Source organism: Streptomyces enissocaesilis, from assembly GCF_039533765.1.
Lineage (GTDB): Bacteria > Actinomycetota > Actinomycetes > Streptomycetales > Streptomycetaceae > Streptomyces > Streptomyces enissocaesilis.
The window spans coordinates 36,949-53,416 of record NZ_BAAAUD010000061.1 but is presented as its reverse complement, the minus strand read 5'-3'; the positions used below and the strand labels follow the sequence as shown (position 1 = coordinate 53,416).

General features: G+C 72.2%; 16 protein-coding genes. 9 read left to right on the top strand and 7 right to left on the bottom strand.

Going from position 1 to position 16,468, the window contains the following annotated elements; all coding sequences use genetic code 11:
• The first annotated feature begins 2 nt into the window (after positions 1–2).
• Positions 3–1,709 (top strand): proline--tRNA ligase, encoded by a 1,707-nt coding sequence (locus ABD374_RS30710; protein WP_344499752.1) that lies wholly within the window; start codon positions 3–5, stop codon positions 1,707–1,709.
• A 177-nt stretch (positions 1,710–1,886) separates the two neighbouring features.
• Here ABD374_RS30710 and ABD374_RS30705 read toward each other — a convergent pair whose 3' ends face one another.
• From ABD374_RS30705 to ABD374_RS30695, 3 genes are read right to left on the bottom strand one after another with little or no spacing between them, the layout of a single operon-like run.
• Positions 1,887–2,783, bottom strand: coding sequence for an aminoglycoside phosphotransferase family protein (locus tag ABD374_RS30705; RefSeq protein WP_344499750.1), 897 nt, complete (start codon positions 2,781–2,783; stop codon positions 1,887–1,889).
• 35 nt (positions 2,784–2,818) lie between these two features.
• Positions 2,819–3,259, bottom strand: coding sequence for a ferritin-like domain-containing protein (locus ABD374_RS30700; RefSeq protein ID WP_344499927.1), 441 nt, complete (start codon positions 3,257–3,259; stop codon positions 2,819–2,821).
• A gap of 17 nt (positions 3,260–3,276) precedes the next feature.
• Positions 3,277–3,783 (bottom strand): hypothetical protein, encoded by a 507-nt coding sequence (locus tag ABD374_RS30695; protein WP_344499748.1) that lies wholly within the window; start codon positions 3,781–3,783, stop codon positions 3,277–3,279.
• A 154-nt stretch (positions 3,784–3,937) separates the two neighbouring features.
• Here ABD374_RS30695 and rimP point away from each other — a divergent pair, with 154 nt between their 5' ends.
• From rimP to ABD374_RS30655, 8 genes are all read left to right on the top strand, one after another.
• Positions 3,938–4,435, top strand: a complete 498-nt coding sequence (rimP, locus tag ABD374_RS30690; RefSeq protein WP_344499746.1) for a ribosome maturation factor RimP — start codon at positions 3,938–3,940, stop codon at positions 4,433–4,435.
• 2 nt (positions 4,436–4,437) lie between these two features.
• Positions 4,438–5,433 (top strand): transcription termination factor NusA, encoded by a 996-nt coding sequence (nusA, locus tag ABD374_RS30685; protein WP_344499744.1) that lies wholly within the window; start codon positions 4,438–4,440, stop codon positions 5,431–5,433.
• A gap of 75 nt (positions 5,434–5,508) precedes the next feature.
• A complete protein-coding gene (locus tag ABD374_RS30680; RefSeq protein ID WP_093798754.1) occupies positions 5,509–5,787 on the top strand; it encodes a YlxR family protein in 279 nt (92 codons plus the stop codon).
• Between the two features lie 147 nt (positions 5,788–5,934).
• Positions 5,935–9,090: a translation initiation factor IF-2 gene (gene infB, locus ABD374_RS30675; RefSeq protein ID WP_344499741.1), complete on the top strand. Its 3,156-nt coding sequence runs from the start codon at positions 5,935–5,937 to the stop codon at positions 9,088–9,090.
• 145 nt (positions 9,091–9,235) lie between these two features.
• Complete coding sequence (locus ABD374_RS30670; protein ID WP_344499739.1) at positions 9,236–9,529, top strand: DUF503 domain-containing protein; 294 nt, start codon at positions 9,236–9,238, stop codon at positions 9,527–9,529.
• Between the two features lie 27 nt (positions 9,530–9,556).
• Positions 9,557–10,015 carry a 30S ribosome-binding factor RbfA gene (rbfA, locus tag ABD374_RS30665; protein WP_344499737.1) on the top strand — a complete coding sequence of 153 codons (459 nt, stop codon included), beginning with the start codon at positions 9,557–9,559 and terminating at the stop codon, positions 10,013–10,015.
• Positions 10,012–10,914 (top strand): tRNA pseudouridine(55) synthase TruB, encoded by a 903-nt coding sequence (truB, locus tag ABD374_RS30660; RefSeq protein ID WP_344499735.1) that lies wholly within the window; start codon positions 10,012–10,014, stop codon positions 10,912–10,914. Before rbfA ends, truB begins: the two co-directional genes overlap by 4 nt.
• 303 nt (positions 10,915–11,217) lie before the next feature.
• The gene (locus ABD374_RS30655; RefSeq protein ID WP_344499733.1) at positions 11,218–12,171 is read left to right on the top strand and encodes a bifunctional riboflavin kinase/FAD synthetase; all 954 of its coding nucleotides are present in this window, start codon (positions 11,218–11,220) and stop codon (positions 12,169–12,171) included.
• 27 nt (positions 12,172–12,198) lie between these two features.
• Here ABD374_RS30655 and ABD374_RS30650 read toward each other — a convergent pair whose 3' ends face one another.
• The 4 genes from ABD374_RS30650 to ABD374_RS30635 form a co-directional block, all read right to left on the bottom strand.
• Complete coding sequence (locus ABD374_RS30650) at positions 12,199–13,212, bottom strand: ABC transporter ATP-binding protein (RefSeq protein WP_344499731.1); 1,014 nt, start codon at positions 13,210–13,212, stop codon at positions 12,199–12,201.
• 283 nt (positions 13,213–13,495) lie between these two features.
• Positions 13,496–14,488 carry an ABC transporter ATP-binding protein gene (locus ABD374_RS30645; protein ID WP_344499729.1) on the bottom strand — a complete coding sequence of 331 codons (993 nt, stop codon included), beginning with the start codon at positions 14,486–14,488 and terminating at the stop codon, positions 13,496–13,498.
• A complete protein-coding gene (locus ABD374_RS30640; RefSeq protein ID WP_344499727.1) occupies positions 14,485–15,399 on the bottom strand; it encodes an ABC transporter permease in 915 nt (304 codons plus the stop codon). Before ABD374_RS30640 ends, ABD374_RS30645 begins: the two co-directional genes overlap by 4 nt.
• Entirely contained in the window at positions 15,396–16,466 is a 1,071-nt protein-coding gene (locus ABD374_RS30635) for an ABC transporter permease (RefSeq protein WP_344499725.1), read from the bottom strand. The genes ABD374_RS30640 and ABD374_RS30635 overlap by 4 nt, the downstream gene beginning before the upstream one ends.
• Between the last annotated feature and the right edge of the window lie 2 nt (positions 16,467–16,468).

Sequence of the window (16,468 nt, the reverse complement as noted above, 5' to 3'; positions counted from 1 at the left end):
CCATGGCCCAGGTCCAGCGCATGTCCCGTCTGATGGTCAAGACACTGCGTGACGACCCGGCGGACGCCGAGACGCTCAGCCACAAGCTGCTGGTGCGCGCCGGGTACGTCCGCCGGAACGCGGCGGGGATCTGGACCTGGCTCCCGCTGGGCAAGAAGGTCCTCGACAACATCTCGCGCGTCGTGCGCGAGGAGATGGACGAGATCGGCGCCCAGGAGGTGCTGCTGCCGGCGCTCCTGCCCAAGGAGGCGTACGAGGCGAGCGGCCGCTGGGAGGAGTACGGCGACCTGCTGTTCCGCCTCAAGGACCGCAAGGGCGCCGACTACCTGCTCGGCCCGACGCACGAAGAGATCTTCACGCAGACCGTTAAGGACCAGTGCACGTCCTACAAGGACCTGCCGGTGATGCTCTACCAGATCCAGACGAAGTACCGCGACGAGGCGCGTCCGCGCTCCGGCGTGCTGCGCGGCCGCGAGTTCCAGATGAAGGACTCGTACTCCTTCGACACGACGGACGAGGGCCTCGCCGAGTCGTACGCGCTGCACCGCGCCGCCTACCAGAAGATCTTCGCGCGCCTGGGCCTCGACTTCCGCATCGTCTCCGCCGTGTCCGGCGCGATGGGCGGCTCGGCGTCCGAGGAGTTCCTGGCCCCGGCCGCGGCCGGCGAGGACACCTTCGTGGACTGCCCGTCCTGCGACTACGCGGCCAACACGGAGGCCGTGACCTTCAGCCCCGCCGCCGTCGCCGCCGCGTACGACGACGCGGAGCACGGCCCGGTCGTGGAGCTGGACACCCCCGACACCCCGACGATCGAGACCCTCGCCGACCACCTCGGCGTACCGGCGTCCGCGACCCTCAAGAACCTGCTGGTCAAGGTCGACGGCGAGATCGTCGCGGTCGGCGTCCCCGGCGACCGCGAGGTCGACCTCGGCAAGCTCGGCGAGCACCTGGCGCCCGCCGTGGTCGAGCTGGTCACGGCCGAGGACTTCGTGGGCCGCCCCGACCTCGTACGCGGCTACGTCGGCCCGCAGGGCCTGGAGAAGGTCCGCTACATCGCCGACCCGCGCGTCGCCGCCGGCACCGCCTGGATCACCGGCGCCAACAAGCCCGACACCCACGCGAAGAACGTCGTCGCGGGCCGTGACTTCCAGGTCGACGACTACCTGGACGTCGTCGTCGTCGAAGAGGGCGACCCGTGCCCGAAGTGCGGCGCCGGCCTCAAGCTCGACCGCGCGATCGAGATCGGCCACATCTTCCAGCTCGGCCGCAAGTACGCCGACACCTTCCAGCTCGACGTGCTCGGCCAGCAGGGCAAGCCGGTCCGCGTGACCATGGGCTCGTACGGCATCGGCGTCTCCCGCGCCGTCGCCGCCCTCGCCGAGCAGTCCGCCGACGATAAGGGCCTGTGCTGGCCCGCCGAGATCGCCCCGGCCGACGTGCACGTCGTCGCCGCCGGCAAGGCGCTCCAGACCGAGCTCGCCGTCGAGGTCGCCGACAAGCTGGGCGCGGCCGGTCTGCGGGTGCTGGTCGACGAGCGTCCGGGCGTCTCGCCGGGCGTGAAGTTCACGGACGCCGAGCTCATCGGCGTACCGAAGATCCTGGTGGCGGGCCGCCGCAGCGCCGAGGGCGTCGTGGAGCTCAAGGACCGCCGCACGGGCGAGCGCGAGGAGCTGACGGTGGACGAGGCGATCGCCCGCCTGACCGCCTGACCGCCTGACCGCCTGACGCGCCACTGACGCGACGAGGGCCCCGCGCTTCGGCGCGGGGCCCTCGTCGCGTGCGCGCTGCCCGACCTCTTCGCGCGGGGCACGGCGGCCGACCACGCCGGTGACAGCGCCACCAGCCTGGTCGAGGTCTTCAGGAAGGCGGCGGCACGACAGCGGCCGCTACAGCCAGCCGGCGAACTCCAGCAGCAGTTCGGCCTCCTGGTGGCGGCCGGCCGCGGTCGCCCGTACACCCGACTCCACCGCACGGAACAGCGTCCAGCCGTGCAGCCTGGACCGGTCCACGTCCAGGGAGTCGGCGAGCTTGTTCACCCGGCGCCGGGTGGCGGACGCGCCCGCCGCCGTCGCGACGAGGTCCTCCACCCGGTCGCGGACCAGCCGGGCCAGGTCGTACGCCCGCTCCCCGACCAGCGGGTCGGGCCCGACGGCCAGCCACGGGGACCGGTCGCCGGCGAGCACCTTGCCCTGCCTGAAGTTGCCGTGCAGCAGCAGGAGTTCACCGGCGGACGCCGCCAGCTCGTCGCGCGCCGCGAGGGCCGCATCGACCAGTGGGGCGAGCGAGGGGCCGGCGGAGCGCATCGCCGCCGCCTGGCGGGCCGTGCGGCGGGCGACGGTCTCGAAGGGGTGGTCCGCGGGCGGCTCGACCCACAGCCGCCGTACGGTCCCGGCCGCTTCGAGCAGCGCCTTGGCCTCCGGCAGGGAACGCAGCGAGACCTCGCTGTGCAGCCGCTCCAGGAGGAGCTCGCCGCCGGTTTCCCCCCGGTCGAGCAGCTGGACCGCTCCCCAGCCGTTCCAGTGCGCCAGCGCCGCCCGCTCCAGGTCGGGCCCGGCCCCCTCGGGTGCGATCTTGAGCGCGGCCGGAGTGCCGTCCTGCTGCCGTACGAGGACGACCAGGCTGCTCCTGCCGCCGGGGTTCTGCACCCGCTCGACGGTCAGCTCCCGCCGGGCCACGGCCTCCTCGGCGAGCTCGGACAGCTTCCCGAGCCAGTCGGCGGCCGCCGCGTCCCCGTACATCTCGCCCAGCGCCCGTACGAGACGCTGCGGCGCTTCACCAAGCATGCGTGTGGTGTCCCCTTCAAAGGCCGTCTCGAAGCTCACTGCTCGCGGCTCGTGACCGGAGTGGTCAGCTCGGCGAGCCCAGGAAAGGCTACGCCGCGTCCCCGCCAGCGCACCGCCCGCACCGCTGCCTCCCGCAGCGCCCCCGCCGCCTCGCGCCGGAGCGGTCCCGCGGCGGCGCGTACGAGATCGGAGTAGACGCCGGCCACCCGGTTCTCCAGCTCGCCGGCGAGCCGCAGCGCCGCGGCCGCGTCGGGCACCGGGAACGGCAGGGCGTACGCGGCGGCCGCGGCCACCGGGGTGGCGCCCAGGTCGCGCACGGTCCGCTCCAGCGCGTCGCGCCGCGCACGGTGGGCGTCGTACGCCTCCCGCGCCTCGTCCCTGCGCGCGTCGGCGACCCGGCCGCCGACGACCCCGTACCCGTACACGGCGGCGTGTTCGGCGGCCAGGGCGGCCTGCGCGGCCTCCACCGCCCGCATGCCGGTGGGCGTCCCGCTCACCCGTCGCTCCCCTCGGTCGTCAGCAGATACACGTGCGCGGCGCCGGCCGCGGCGACGGACGCCAGCAGCCGTGCCAGCTCCGCCGGCGCGTCGAGGAGAGCCGCGGTGTGCGCGTCGGCGCCGCGCCGCTCCTCGGCGGCGAGCTCCTTCAGCGCGTCCTCCGGCTCGGCGGCGACGGCCGGGGGCGCGGCGGCACGGCCCGCCGGACCTCCGCCCCGCAGCACGTCCGCCTGCCTGGCCACCGCTTCGCGCAGCGGTGCCAGCCGGCCGGCGGTGGAGGGATGGGCGGCGATGACGGCGTCGTAGTGCGCCAGGAGCGTCCGCCGCACCCCCGCGGAACGCTTCCGCAGCCTCGCCTCGGCCCGCGCCGCCGCGGCCCCGGCGGCGGAGCCTTCCGTGCCCCGCGGAGCCGAATCCTCCGTACACCCGGCGGTCAGCAGCGCGACGGCCGCGGCCCCGGTCGCCGCGAGCGCACCCCTGCGTGTGGTTTCCGTGCGCCGCACGTGTGTCTCCCTCGGGCCTCTGCGGTGATCACCGCAGGCGAGCGTACCTGCGGCCGTCCGGCAGGCGGACGGCAACACCCCTCGGGACCGGATACCCTTTGATCTGACACGCGACGATCCACACAACAGCACACGCGGCCGAGGAGTCACCCGGATGAGCACCACCCAGAGCGACAGGCTGCGCGCACTCCTGGAACCACTGGTCAGCGCAGAGGGCCTCGATCTGGAAGACATCGAGGTGTCCCGGGCGGGCCGCCGCCGCCAGCTGAGGATCGTCGTCGACTCCGACGAGGGCGTGGAACTCGACGCCTGCGCCGAGCTGAGCCGCGCAGTCTCCGAGAAGCTCGACGAGACGGACGTGATGGGCGAGGGCGAGTACGTCCTCGAAGTCAGTTCGCCGGGCGCCGACCGCCCGCTGTCGGAGCGCCGCCACTACGTACGGGCCACCGGCCGCCTCGCCAAGCTCACGCTGAACGACGCCACCGAGCTGGTCGCACGCATTCTGGCCGTGGACGACGAGGGACTCGACCTCGAAGTGCCGGGTGTGAAGGGCCGCAGGCCCACCGCCCGCCGGGTCGCCTTCGCGGACATCGCCAAGGCGCGGGTGGAGATCGAGTTCAACCGCAAGGACAAGAAGGAAGAGGAGGCGTAGCCATGGACATCGACGTAAAGCTCCTGAAGGGCTTGGCGAAAGAAAAGGAGATCTCCTTCGACCTTTTGGTCGAGGCGATCGAATCGGCCCTCCTCATCGCGTACCACCGCACCGAGGGAAGCCACCGCCGCGCGCGGGTGGAGCTCAACCGCGAGACCGGGCACGTGACGGTCTGGGCGAAGGAGGACCCGGCGGATCTCGAAGAGGGCCAGGAGCCCAAGGAATTCGACGACACCCCGTCCGACTTCGGCCGGATCGCGGCGAGCACCGCCAAGCAGGTCATCCTCCAGCGTCTGCGCGACGCCGAGGACGACCGGACCTTCGGCGAGTACGCGGGCCACGAGGGCGATGTCGTCACGGGCGTCGTGCAGCAGGGCAGGGACCCCAAGAACGTCCTGGTCGACCTCGGCAAGCTGGAAGCCATCCTGCCCGTGCAGGAGCAGGTGCCCGGCGAGGAGTACACGCACGGTCTGCGGCTGCGGTCGTACGTCGTACGGGTGGCCAAGGGAATGCGCGGCCCGTCCGTGACGTTGTCGCGTACGCACCCCAACCTGGTGAAGCAGCTCTTCGCCCTGGAGGTGCCGGAGATCGCGGACGGCTCGGTCGTCATCGAGGCCATCGCCCGCGAGGCCGGCCACCGCTCCAAGATCGCCGTACGGTCGACGCGGTCGGGTCTGAACCCCAAGGGCGCCTGCATCGGCCCGATGGGCGGACGCGTACGCAACGTCATGGCCGAGCTGCACGGCGAGAAGATCGACATCGTGGACTGGTCGGACGACCCGGCCGAGATGGTGGCCAACGCGCTGTCGCCCGCACGGGTCAGCAAGGTCGAGGTCGTCGACATGGCGACCCGGTCCGCCCGGGTCACCGTGCCCGACTACCAGCTCTCGCTGGCCATCGGCAAGGAGGGCCAGAACGCCCGCCTCGCGGCCCGGCTGACCGGCTGGCGCATCGACATCCGTCCCGACACCGAGCAGCCCTCGGACGACCGGGACTGAGCAAGGTTTTACGACGACAACCGTTCGATATTTGCCCCGATGGGGTGAGGTCGCTGCGGGGAGGTAGACTTAATAGTGTCTGGCCGGACGCACGCCCGCGTATGCCCTGAGCGAACCTGTGTGGGATGCCGGGAGCGAGCGGCCAAGAGCGAACTGCTGCGCATCGTGGTGGTCGAGGGCGAGTGTGTCCCCGATCCTCGCGGTACGCTGCCCGGCCGGGGTGCGTACGTTCACCCCGCCCCTGCCTGTCTCGCTCTGGCGGTTCGCCGCCGGGCGTTTCCCCGGGCCTTTCGGGGCCGGGCACCGCTCGACACAACGGCGCTGAGCCAGTTTGTCGAGCAGGCAACACCGTAAGAAGAGAACGGCACGGATAACCGTGCGGTCAGGTACCTCGCGAGTTGGAAGTAGGTCGAGATTGCGATGAGCACTCGATGAGTACGCGATGAGTACGCCCATGAAGTAGCGACGGTCCGGCGGTAACCCGGACCTCAAAGGAGCGAAGTGGCAAAGGTCCGGGTATACGAACTCGCCAAGGAGTTCGGTGTGGAGAGCAAGGTCGTCATGGCCAAGCTCCAAGAACTTGGTGAATTCGTCCGCTCGGCGTCCTCGACGATCGAGGCGCCGGTTGTACGCAAACTGACTGACGCACTGCAGGGTCCCGGCGGCAACGCCGGCAAGTCCGCAGCCAAGCCGGGCGCGCCGCGTAAGGCGACGCCCGCAAAGCCGTCCCCGACGGCCCCCTCGTCCGCGCCTTCCCCGGCGCAGGCAGCACGTCCCGGAGCCCCGAAGCCCGGTGCCCCGGCCCCCAGGCCGGCCGCGGCCGAGGCCCCGAAGAGCGCCCCGGCGGCGTCCGCGCCGTCCGGCGCCCCGCGTCCGGGCCCGAAGCCCGCACCGGCCAAGCCCGCTCCGGCGGCACCGGTGCCCGCGGCGGAGTTCTCCGCGCCCGAGCCGGCCCAGCAGGCCGCCCCCGCGCAGCCGCAGCAGGCCCAGCGCCCCACGGGCGCCACGCCCGGCCCGCGTCCCGCCCGTCCGGCCCCGGCCGGTCAGCGTGACGGTGGCCAGCGCGACGGCGGTCAGCGTGACGACCGCCGTGGTGGCGAGCGTCCCGCCCGCCCCGGCGGCCAGCAGGCCCCGCGTCCGGGCGGTGCCCGTCCCGCGGGTCCGCGTCCGGGCAACAACCCGTTCACCTCCGGCGGCTCCACCGGCATGGCGCGCCCCCAGGCGCCCCGTCCCGGCGGCGCACCCCGTCCGGGCGGCGGCGCCGGTGCTCCGGCACCCGGTGGCGCTCCGCGCCCGCAGGGCGGTCCCGGCGGCGCGCAGCGTTCCGGTGGCCCCGGCGCCCCGGGCGGCGCACGTCCGACCCCCGGTGGCATGCCCCGTCCGCAGGGCGGCGCACGTCCCGGAGGGCCTGGCGGTGCTCCCGGCGGTAACCGTCCGAACCCCGGCATGATGCCGCAGCGTCCGGCTGCCGGTCCCCGTCCTGGTGGCGGTCCCGGCGGCGGTGGCCGCGGTCCCGGCGGCCCCGGTGGCCGTCCGAGTGGCGGCGGCGGTCGTCCCGGTGGCGGCTTCGCGGGCCGTCCGGCCGGTCCCGGCGGCGGTGGCGGCGGCTTCGCCGGCCGTCCCGGTGGTCCCGGCGGCGGTGGCGGCGCGGGCCGTCCCGGTGGTGGCGGCGGCTTCGGCGGCCGTCCCGGCTTCGGTGGACGTCCCGGCGGCCCCGGTGCCCGTGGTGGCACGCAGGGTGCGTTCGGCCGTCCCGGCGGGCCCGCCCGCCGCGGTCGCAAGTCGAAGAGGCAGAGGCGCCAGGAGTACGAGGCCATGCAGGCCCCGTCCGTGGGCGGCGTGATGCTGCCTCGCGGCAACGGACAGACCGTCCGCCTGTCGCGCGGTGCCTCGCTCACCGACTTCGCCGAGAAGATCAACGCCAACCCGGCGTCGCTCGTCGGCGTGATGATGAACCTCGGCGAGATGGTCACTGCCACGCAGTCCGTCTCCGACGAGACGCTCAGGCTGCTCGCGGACGAGATGAACTTCGTCCTCGAGATCGTCAGCCCGGAGGAGGAGGACCGCGAGCTCCTCGAGTCCTTCTCCATCGAGTTCGGCGAGGACGAGGGCGGCGAGGACATGCTCGTCTCCCGTCCGCCGGTCGTGACCGTCATGGGTCACGTCGACCACGGCAAGACCCGACTGCTGGACGCGATCCGCAAGACGAACGTCGTTGCGGGCGAGGCCGGCGGTATTACGCAGCACATCGGTGCGTACCAGGTCGCCACCGAGGTCAACGGCGAAGAGCGCGCCATCACCTTCATCGACACCCCCGGTCACGAGGCGTTCACCGCCATGCGTGCCCGTGGTGCGAAGTCCACCGACATCGCGATCCTCGTGGTCGCGGCGAACGACGGTGTGATGCCGCAGACGATCGAGGCGCTGAACCACGCCAAGGCGGCCGACGTGCCGATCGTGGTCGCGGTCAACAAGATCGACGTCGAGGGCGCCGACCCGACCAAGGTGCGCGGTCAGCTCACCGAGTTCGGTCTGGTGGCCGAGGAGTACGGCGGCGACACGATGTTCGTCGACATCTCCGCCAAGCAGGAGCTGAACATCGACCAGCTGCTGGAGGCCGTGGTCCTGACCGCGGACGCCTCGCTCGACCTCCGGGCGAACGCGGAGATGGACGCGCAGGGTATCGCGATCGAGGCCCACCTCGACCGCGGTCGCGGCGCCGTCGCCACCGTGCTCGTCCAGCGCGGAACGCTCCGCGTCGGTGACACGATGGTCGCCGGTGACGCGTACGGCCGGGTCCGGGCGATGCTCGACGACCACGGCAACAACGTCGAGGAAGCGGGTCCGTCGACCCCCGTCCTGGTCCTGGGTCTCACCAACGTCCCCGGCGCCGGCGACAACTTCCTGGTCGTCGACGAGGACCGTACGGCCCGCCAGATCGCCGAGAAGCGTGCGGCGCGCGAGCGCAACGCGGCCTTCGCCAAGCGCACCCGCCGGGTGTCCCTCGAGGACCTCGACCAGGTGCTCAAGGCCGGTCTGGTCCAGGACCTCAACATCATCATCAAGGGCGACGCGTCCGGTTCGGTGGAGGCTCTCGAGTCCTCGCTGCTCCAGCTCGACGTCGGCGAAGAGGTGGAGATCCGGGTCCTGCACCGCGGTGTGGGTGCGGTCACCGAGTCCGACATCGACCTGGCGATGGGCTCCGACGCCATCGTCATCGGATTCAACGTCCGAGCTGCCGGCCGCGCCGCGCAGATGGCGGACCGCGAGGGCGTCGACGTCCGGTACTACTCGGTCATCTACCAGGCGATCGAAGAGATCGAAGCGGCCCTCAAGGGCATGCTCAAGCCGGAGTACGAAGAGGTCGAGCTCGGCACGGCGGAGATCCGCGAGATCTTCCGCTCGTCCAAGCTGGGCAACATCGCCGGTGTCCTGGTCCGCTCGGGCGAGGTCAAGCGCAACACCAAGGCGCGCCTCATCCGCGACGGCAAGGTCATCGCCGAGGACCTCAACATCCAGGGTCTGCGCCGCTTCAAGGACGACGTCACCGAGATCCGCGAAGGCTTCGAGGGCGGTATCAACCTCGGAAACTTCAACGACATCAAGATCGACGACGTCATCGCGACGTACGAGATGCGCGAGAAGCCGCGCGGCTGAGCCGTGTAGCCACGCAGTGCAGTCGGGGCCGCTCGGCGGAGATTATTTCCGTCGAGCGGCCCCGGCCGTTGCGTGTACGGTTCTTGTGTCCCTGCCAAGTGGTTGGCGGGGCACGACCCCGAACCGGCGGGACATCCGGACACACATGTATGTGGGGACACTCTCCTTCGACCTGCTCCTCGGCGACGTACGGTCGCTGAAGGAGAAGCGCTCCGTAGTACGCCCGATCGTCGCCGAACTGCATCGCAAATTCGCGGTGAGCGTGGCGGAAGTGGGCGACCAGGATGTCCATCGCAGAGTCGAGATCGGCGTGGCGGTGGTCTCGGGGGACACGGGGCATCTCACAGACGTACTGGACCGGTGCGAGCGCATGGTCGCCGCCCGGCCCGAGGTGGAGTTGCTGTCGGTGAGACGGCGGCTGCACAGTGACGAAGACTGACGTTCAGCAGAAAGAGGAGACGGACCGGTGACCGACAAAGCGCGGGCCCGCAAGCTGGCCGATCGCATCCAGGTCGTGGTCGCGGAGACCCTGGACCGGCGAATCAAGGATCCGCGACTGGGGTTCGTGACCATCACGGACGCCCGGGTCACCGGTGACCTGCGGGAGGCCACGGTCTTCTACACGGTCTACGGCGACGACGAAGCGCGTGCCGCCTCGGCCGCCGCGCTGGAGAGCGCCAAGGGCGTCCTGCGCTCCGAGGTCGGCCGGCAGACCGGGGTGCGCCACACGCCGTCGCTGACGTTCGTCGCGGACGCCCTGCCGGACACCGCGCGTACGATCGAGGACCTCCTCGACAAGGCGCGGGCCAAGGACGCCGAGGTGCGCCAGGTCTCCACGGGCAAGACGTACGCCGGCGACGCCGACCCGTACCGCAAGCCCGAGGACGACGACGAGGCCGAGGACGAGGGCGAAACCGCGGAATGAAACAGCGCACCACCACGACGCCGGACGGCCTTGTCATCGTCGACAAGCCGTCCGGCTTCACTTCGCACGACGTCGTCGCCAAGATGCGCGGGATCGCCAAGACCCGCCGCGTCGGCCACGCGGGCACGCTCGACCCGATGGCGACGGGCGTCCTCGTCCTCGGCGTCGAGAAGGCCACGAAACTCCTCGGTCATCTCGCACTGACCGAGAAGGAGTACCTCGGCACGATCCGGCTCGGCCAGACCACGGTCACCGACGACGCGGAGGGCGAGATCACCGCGTCCACCGACGCGTCCGGTGTGACCAGGGAAGGCGTCGACGCGGGCGTGGCCGAGCTGACCGGCGCCATCATGCAGGTGCCGTCCAAGGTCAGCGCCATCAAGATCGACGGCAAGCGGTCGTACTCGAGGGTGCGCGAGGGCGAGGAGTTCGAGATCCCGGCCCGGCCGGTGACCGTCTCGTCCTTCCAGGTGTACGACGTGCGCGCGGCGGTGGCCGAGGACGGGACGCCCGTCGTCGACATCGTCGTCTCCGTGGTCTGCTCCTCCGGTACGTACATCCGCGCCCTCGCCCGTGACCTCGGCGCGGGACTCGGGGTCGGCGGGCACCTGACCGCGCTGCGCCGGACCCGGGTCGGCCCCTACGGGCTCGACGCGGCGAAGACGCTGGAACAGCTCCAGGAGGAGCTCACGGTCATGCCGATCGCCGACGCGGCGGCCGCCGCGTTCGCGCGCTGGGACGTGGACGAGCGGCGCGCGGGCCTGGTGACCAACGGTGTACGGCTCGACATGCCGGCGTACGACACCAGCCCGGTCGCGGTCTTCGGGCCCGAGGGGCGTTTCCTCGCGCTCGTCGAGGAGAGCCGGGGCAAGGCGAAGAGCCTCGCCGTATTCGCCTGAAGCGTTCGTCTGACGCGTCCGAGTCACCGTGGAGCGGCCCGCCCGAGGGCCGGCCGCTCCACGATCCCCCTTGAAGGATCTCTGTCCACTTCACCCCGTCGATTCACCCACTTGGGCGGGCGCTCGGAGTGACTGGCGGGCGCACAAGGGGGCGCTTTCGATGTCCGCCGGGTGGTCGGGGGCCTGGTGAGCCCCATGCCGATGCGAGTCGGGCGCTGTGGGCATGGCAGTCTTAGACCTGCGTAATCGGCAGTCCCACGTACACAGGTTCGGGTTCGAGTTCGGACGAGGAGAGCGGTCACAGTGCAGCGCTGGCGTGGCTTGGAGGACATCCCCCAGGACTGGGGACGCAGCGTCGTCACCATCGGCTCCTACGACGGAGTGCACCGCGGACACCAGCTGATCATCGGCCGCGCGGTGGAGCGCGCCCGCGAGCTGGGCGTGCCCTCGGTCGTCGTCACCTTCGATCCGCACCCGAGCGAGGTCGTGCGCCCCGGCAGCCACCCTCCGCTGCTCGCCCCGCACCACCGCCGGGCGGAGCTGATCGCGGAGCTGGGCGTGGACGCGCTGCTGATCCTGCCCTTCACCCCGGAGTTCTCGAAGCTCTCGCCGGCCGACTTCATCGTGAAGGTGCTGGTCGACAGGTTGCGCGCGCGGACGGTCATCGAGGGCCCCAACTTCCGCTTCGGCCACCGGGCGGCGGGCGACGTGGGCTTCCTGGCCGAGCTCGGCCGGACGTACGACTACGAGGTCGAGGTCGTCGACCTGTACGTGACCGGGCGGGCGGGCGGCGGCGAGCCGTTCTCCTCCACGCTGACCCGGCGGCTGGTCGCCGAGGGCGACGTCGAAGGCGCCGCGGAGATCCTGGGCCGGCCGCATCGCGTCGAGGGCGTCGTGGTGCGCGGGGCGCAGCGGGGCCGTGAGCTCGGCTACCCGACGGCGAACGTCGAGACGCTGCCGCACACCGCGATCCCCGCCGACGGCGTGTACGCGGGCTGGCTGACCGCGCAGGACGAGAAGATGCCCGCCGCGATCTCGGTCGGCACGAACCCGCAGTTCGACGGCACGGAGCGGACGGTCGAGGCGTACGCCATCGACCGCGTGGGCCTCGATCTGTACGGGCTGCACGTCGCCGTGGACTTCCTCGCGTACGTACGCGGCCAGGAGAAGTTCGAGTCGATCGAGGCGCTGCTGGAAGCCATCGGAGCCGACGTGAAGCGCTCGCGCGAGCTCATCGAGGCGTACGCCGCCCAGTGACCCCGGGGCTCGGCGGACCCTGCGGGCTCAGGCGCCGGCGGTCTCCGTCTCCGCGGTCTCCCCGGCGCGGGCGGCCGCCCAGTGACAGGCGACCTGGGCCTCCTCGCCGCCGGTCAGGACCGGCAGGAGCGTCGTACGGCAGTCGGCGGCGACGCCGGTGCGCTCGGCCTCGCCCGAGGCGAGCACCTGGCAGCGGACGTGGAAGCGGCAGCCGCCGGGGACGCGGGACGGGTCCGGGGGCTCGCCGGTGAGCACGACCGGTTCCGCGCCGGACTCCGGCAGCACGGACAACAGGGCCCGGGTGTACGGGTGCTGAGGGTCCGTCAGTACTTTTTCGGCGGGTCCCGTCTCCACGATCCGGCCCAGGTACATCACCGCCACCCGGTCCGCGATGTTCCAGGCGAGACCGAGGTCGTGGGTCACGACGAGTGCGGAGAGCCCGAGTTCGTCGCGCAACGACAGCAGGAGGGCCAGGATCTCCCCCCGTACGGACGCGTCGAGGGAGGCCACCGGCTCGTCGGCGACGATGAGTTCGGGGTCGAGGACGAGTGCGCCCGCGATGACGACGCGCTGGCGCTGGCCGCCGGAGAGTTCGTGCGGGTAGCGCAGGAAGAACCGCTCGGGCGGTCGCAGCCCGGCGCGCGAGAGGGCCCCGGCGACGGCCTCGCGCTCGTCCCCCGCGTAACCGTGGATGCGCAGGCCCTCCGCCACGGCGTCGTACACCGTGTGCCGCGGATTGAGCGAGCCGCTGGGGTCCTGGAGCACCAGTTGGACGCGCTTGCGGTACGCCTTCAGGGAGCGTGAGGCGTAGTCGAGGGGCTCGCCGCCGAAGGTGACACGGCCCGAGGTGGGCGGGACCAGGCCGAGCAGCGAACGGGCGAGTGTGGTCTTGCCGCACCCGGACTCTCCGACGAGCGCGACGATCTCGCCGGGGCGGATGTCGAGGTCGACGCCGTCGACGGCGCGGGCGGTCGCCGCGCCGCGCCGCCCGGGGAAGGCGACGTGCAGTCCGGCGGCGGAGAGGAGGGGCTCGGTGCTCATGTCTGGCTCCGGTGTGGTGGTGGTGGGGTGGCGGGGCGGGGACGGAGAGCGGGGCGCGGGGGCGGTGCCGCTGCGCGGGGCCTGTTGCCCTGCCCGCCCCTTCCCGGAACCGGGACAGGCCCCCGGACCCCCGGAGGCCCTCCGGGCGTGTCCTCGGAGGCCGGACGGGCTGGAAAGTCCGGCTTCCGGGGGAGTTCGAGGAGCGGAGCCCCGGTTCGGGAAGGGGCGGTCCGGGGAAAGTCCCGCGCAGCGGCAGGCGGCGCCGGTGCCGGGGCGACCCTGGTCACGCCGGCGGCGGTTCCGGTACCGCCACCTGCGCCGGTACCGCCCCCACCCGCACGCACGCCGCCCGCCGCCCGGTCCCCGACTCCCGCAGCGCCTGGTCCTCCGTGGCGCACAGGTCCAGCGCGACCGGGCAGCGCGGGTGGAACGTACAGCCGGTGGGCAGCGCGGACGGATCCGGCGGGTTGCCCGGCAGGCCGCGCGGAGCCCGGCGGGAGGCCGGGTCGCCGATGCGCGGGAACGCCGCCGACAGGGCCAGGCCGTACGGATGCCGCGCGTCGGCGAAGACCTGGTCCGCCGGGCCCTCCTCGACGACCCTCCCCGCGTACATCACCGCGAGCCGGTCGCACGTGTCGGCCAGCACCGACAGGTCGTGACTGATCATCAGCAGGCTGATGTCCTGGTCGGCGACCAGCTGCTCGATCAGCCGCAGGATCTGCGCCTGGACCATCACGTCCAGCGCCGTCGTCGGCTCGTCCGCGACGATCAGCCGCGGATCACAGGCCAGCGCCATCGCGATCATCACGCGCTGCCGCTGTCCGCCCGACAGCTCGTGCGGATACGCGTCGGCGCGCGCGGCCGGCAGCCCCACCTGCTCCAGGAGCCCGACGGCCCGTCTGCGCGCGGCCGCCGGAGTGGACCTGCGGTGCAGCAGGACCGGCTCGGCGATCTGTTCCCCGACGCGGTGCACGGCGTTCAGCGAGTGCATGGCGCCCTGGAAGACGATCGAGGCCCCCGCCCACCGTACGGCCCGCAGCCTGCCCCACTTCATGGTGAGGACGTCCTCGCCGTCGAGCAGGATCTCACCGCTGAGCCGGGCCGACGCGGGCAGCAGCCGCAGCAGCGCCAGCGCCAGTGTCGACTTGCCGCAGCCGGACTCGCCCGCGATGCCGAGCTTCTGGCCGGCGGACAGCGTCAGGTCCACACCGCGTACGGCGCGCGTTCCGGCGCCGTACGTGACGTGCAGGTCCTTCACTTCGAGCAGCACGCTCATCGGGCGGACACCCCCAGCTTCGGGTTGAGCACGGACTCGACCGCGCGCCCGCACAGGGTGAACGCCAGCGCGACGAGCGCGATGGCGATCCCGGGCGGCGCCAGGTACCACCAGTGCCCGGACGACACCGCGCCCGCCTCCCGCGCGTCCTGGAGCATGCCGCCCCACGAGACGACGTCCGGGTCGCCGAGCCCGAGAAAGGCCAGCGTCGCCTCGGTCAGGATGGCGTTGGAGATGCCGAGCGTGGTCTGGGCGAGCACCAGCGGCATGACGTTGGGCAGGACGTGGCGGGTCATGATGTGCCCGTGGCCGCCGCCGAGCGCCGTCGCCCGCTCGATGTACGGACGCGACTCGACGGCCAGGGTCTGCGCCCGCACCAGGCGGGCCGTCGTCGGCCAGGTGGTGACGCCGATCGCCAGGATCACCGTCCACACGCTGCGCGACATCACCGTGGCCAGCACGATCGCCAGCACCAGCGTCGGCATCACCAGGAACCAGTCGGTGATCCGCATGACCACGGTCGAGAACCAGCCGCCGAAGTGCCCGGCGACGATGCCCACGAGCGTACCGATGGCCACGGACAGCGCGGCCGCCATCAGCCCCACGGTCAGCGAGATGCGGGCGCCCCAGACCAGCAGCCCGAGCAGCGAGCGCCCGAACTGGTCGGTCCCGAGCGGGAATTCACCGCTCGGCGGCTCCAGGGCCGACCCGGGAGCGTTCGTCACGCTCTGTACGTCGCCGCCGGTGAGCAGCGGCGCCGCGAGTGCGACCAGCGCGATCACGGCCAGGGCGCCGAGCCCGAAGAGCCCCGCCCGGTGCGTGCGGTACGCACGCCAGAACCGGGCCACGGAGTGGCGGCGCCGCGCCCACGTGAGGGACGAGGCGGTCTGGGCGGAAGGCGTAGTGGTCATCGGCCCACCCGGGGGTCGAGCAGCGGATAGAGCAGGTCGGCGAGGAGGTTCATCACGATCATCGCTCCGGCGAAGACGACGAAGAGCCCCTGCACCAACGGCAGGTCGGGCACGCTCAGCGCCTGGTAGAAGAGACCGCCGAGCCCCGGCCAGGAGAAGACCGTCTCGACGAGGATGGAACCGGCCGCCACGTGGCCCAGGTTGATGAAGACCATGGTGACGGTCGGCAGCAGGGCGTTCGGTACGGCGTGACGGCGCCGCACCAGGTCGTCGCGCAGCCCCTTCGCGCGCGCCGTCGTCAGATAGTCGCTGCCCATCTCGTCGAGCAGCGAGGACCGCATGACCAGCAGCGTCTGGGCGTACCCGACCGCGACCAGGGTGACCACGGGCAGCACCATGTGGTGTGCGACATCGGCGACGTACGCGAAACCGGACGCGTCGCCCGACTCCATGCCGCCCGTCGGGAACATGCCGGGGACCGGTCCGATGCCCACCGAGAAGGTGATGATCAGCAGCAGGCCGAGCCAGAACGACGGCACGGACCACAGGGTGAGGGCCACCCCGGTGTTGACCTTGTCGCCCGGCCCGCCGTGGTGCCACGCGGAGCGGGTGCCGAGCCACAGGCCGAGGACGGAGTAGATGACGACGGCGACGCCGGTCAGCAGCAGGGTCGCGGGCACCTTCTCGGCGATCAGTTCGCCGACCGGCGCGTGGAACTGGTACGAGGTGCCGAAGTCGCCGCTCAGCGCCTTGGCGCAGTAGTCCGTGAACTGCTGCCACACCGGCAGGTCGAGACCGAACTGGCGGCGCAGCGAGGCGAGTTGCTCGGCGGAGACCTGGCGGCCGTGCGTCATGGTGCGCACCGGGTCGCCGGGGATGATCCGGAAGAGGAAGAAGCTGGTGACGAGGACGGCGAAGATCGAGACGGCCGCACCGCCCAGCTTTCCCGCGACGTACAGCAGGTAGGCGCGGGCGGAGCGGGCGCGGGGGCCGGACGGCCCGGTCTTCACCAGGGCCGGGCCGTCGGCGGTGCCCTCCGCGAGGGGGGCGGTGCTTGCAGTGCTCATGG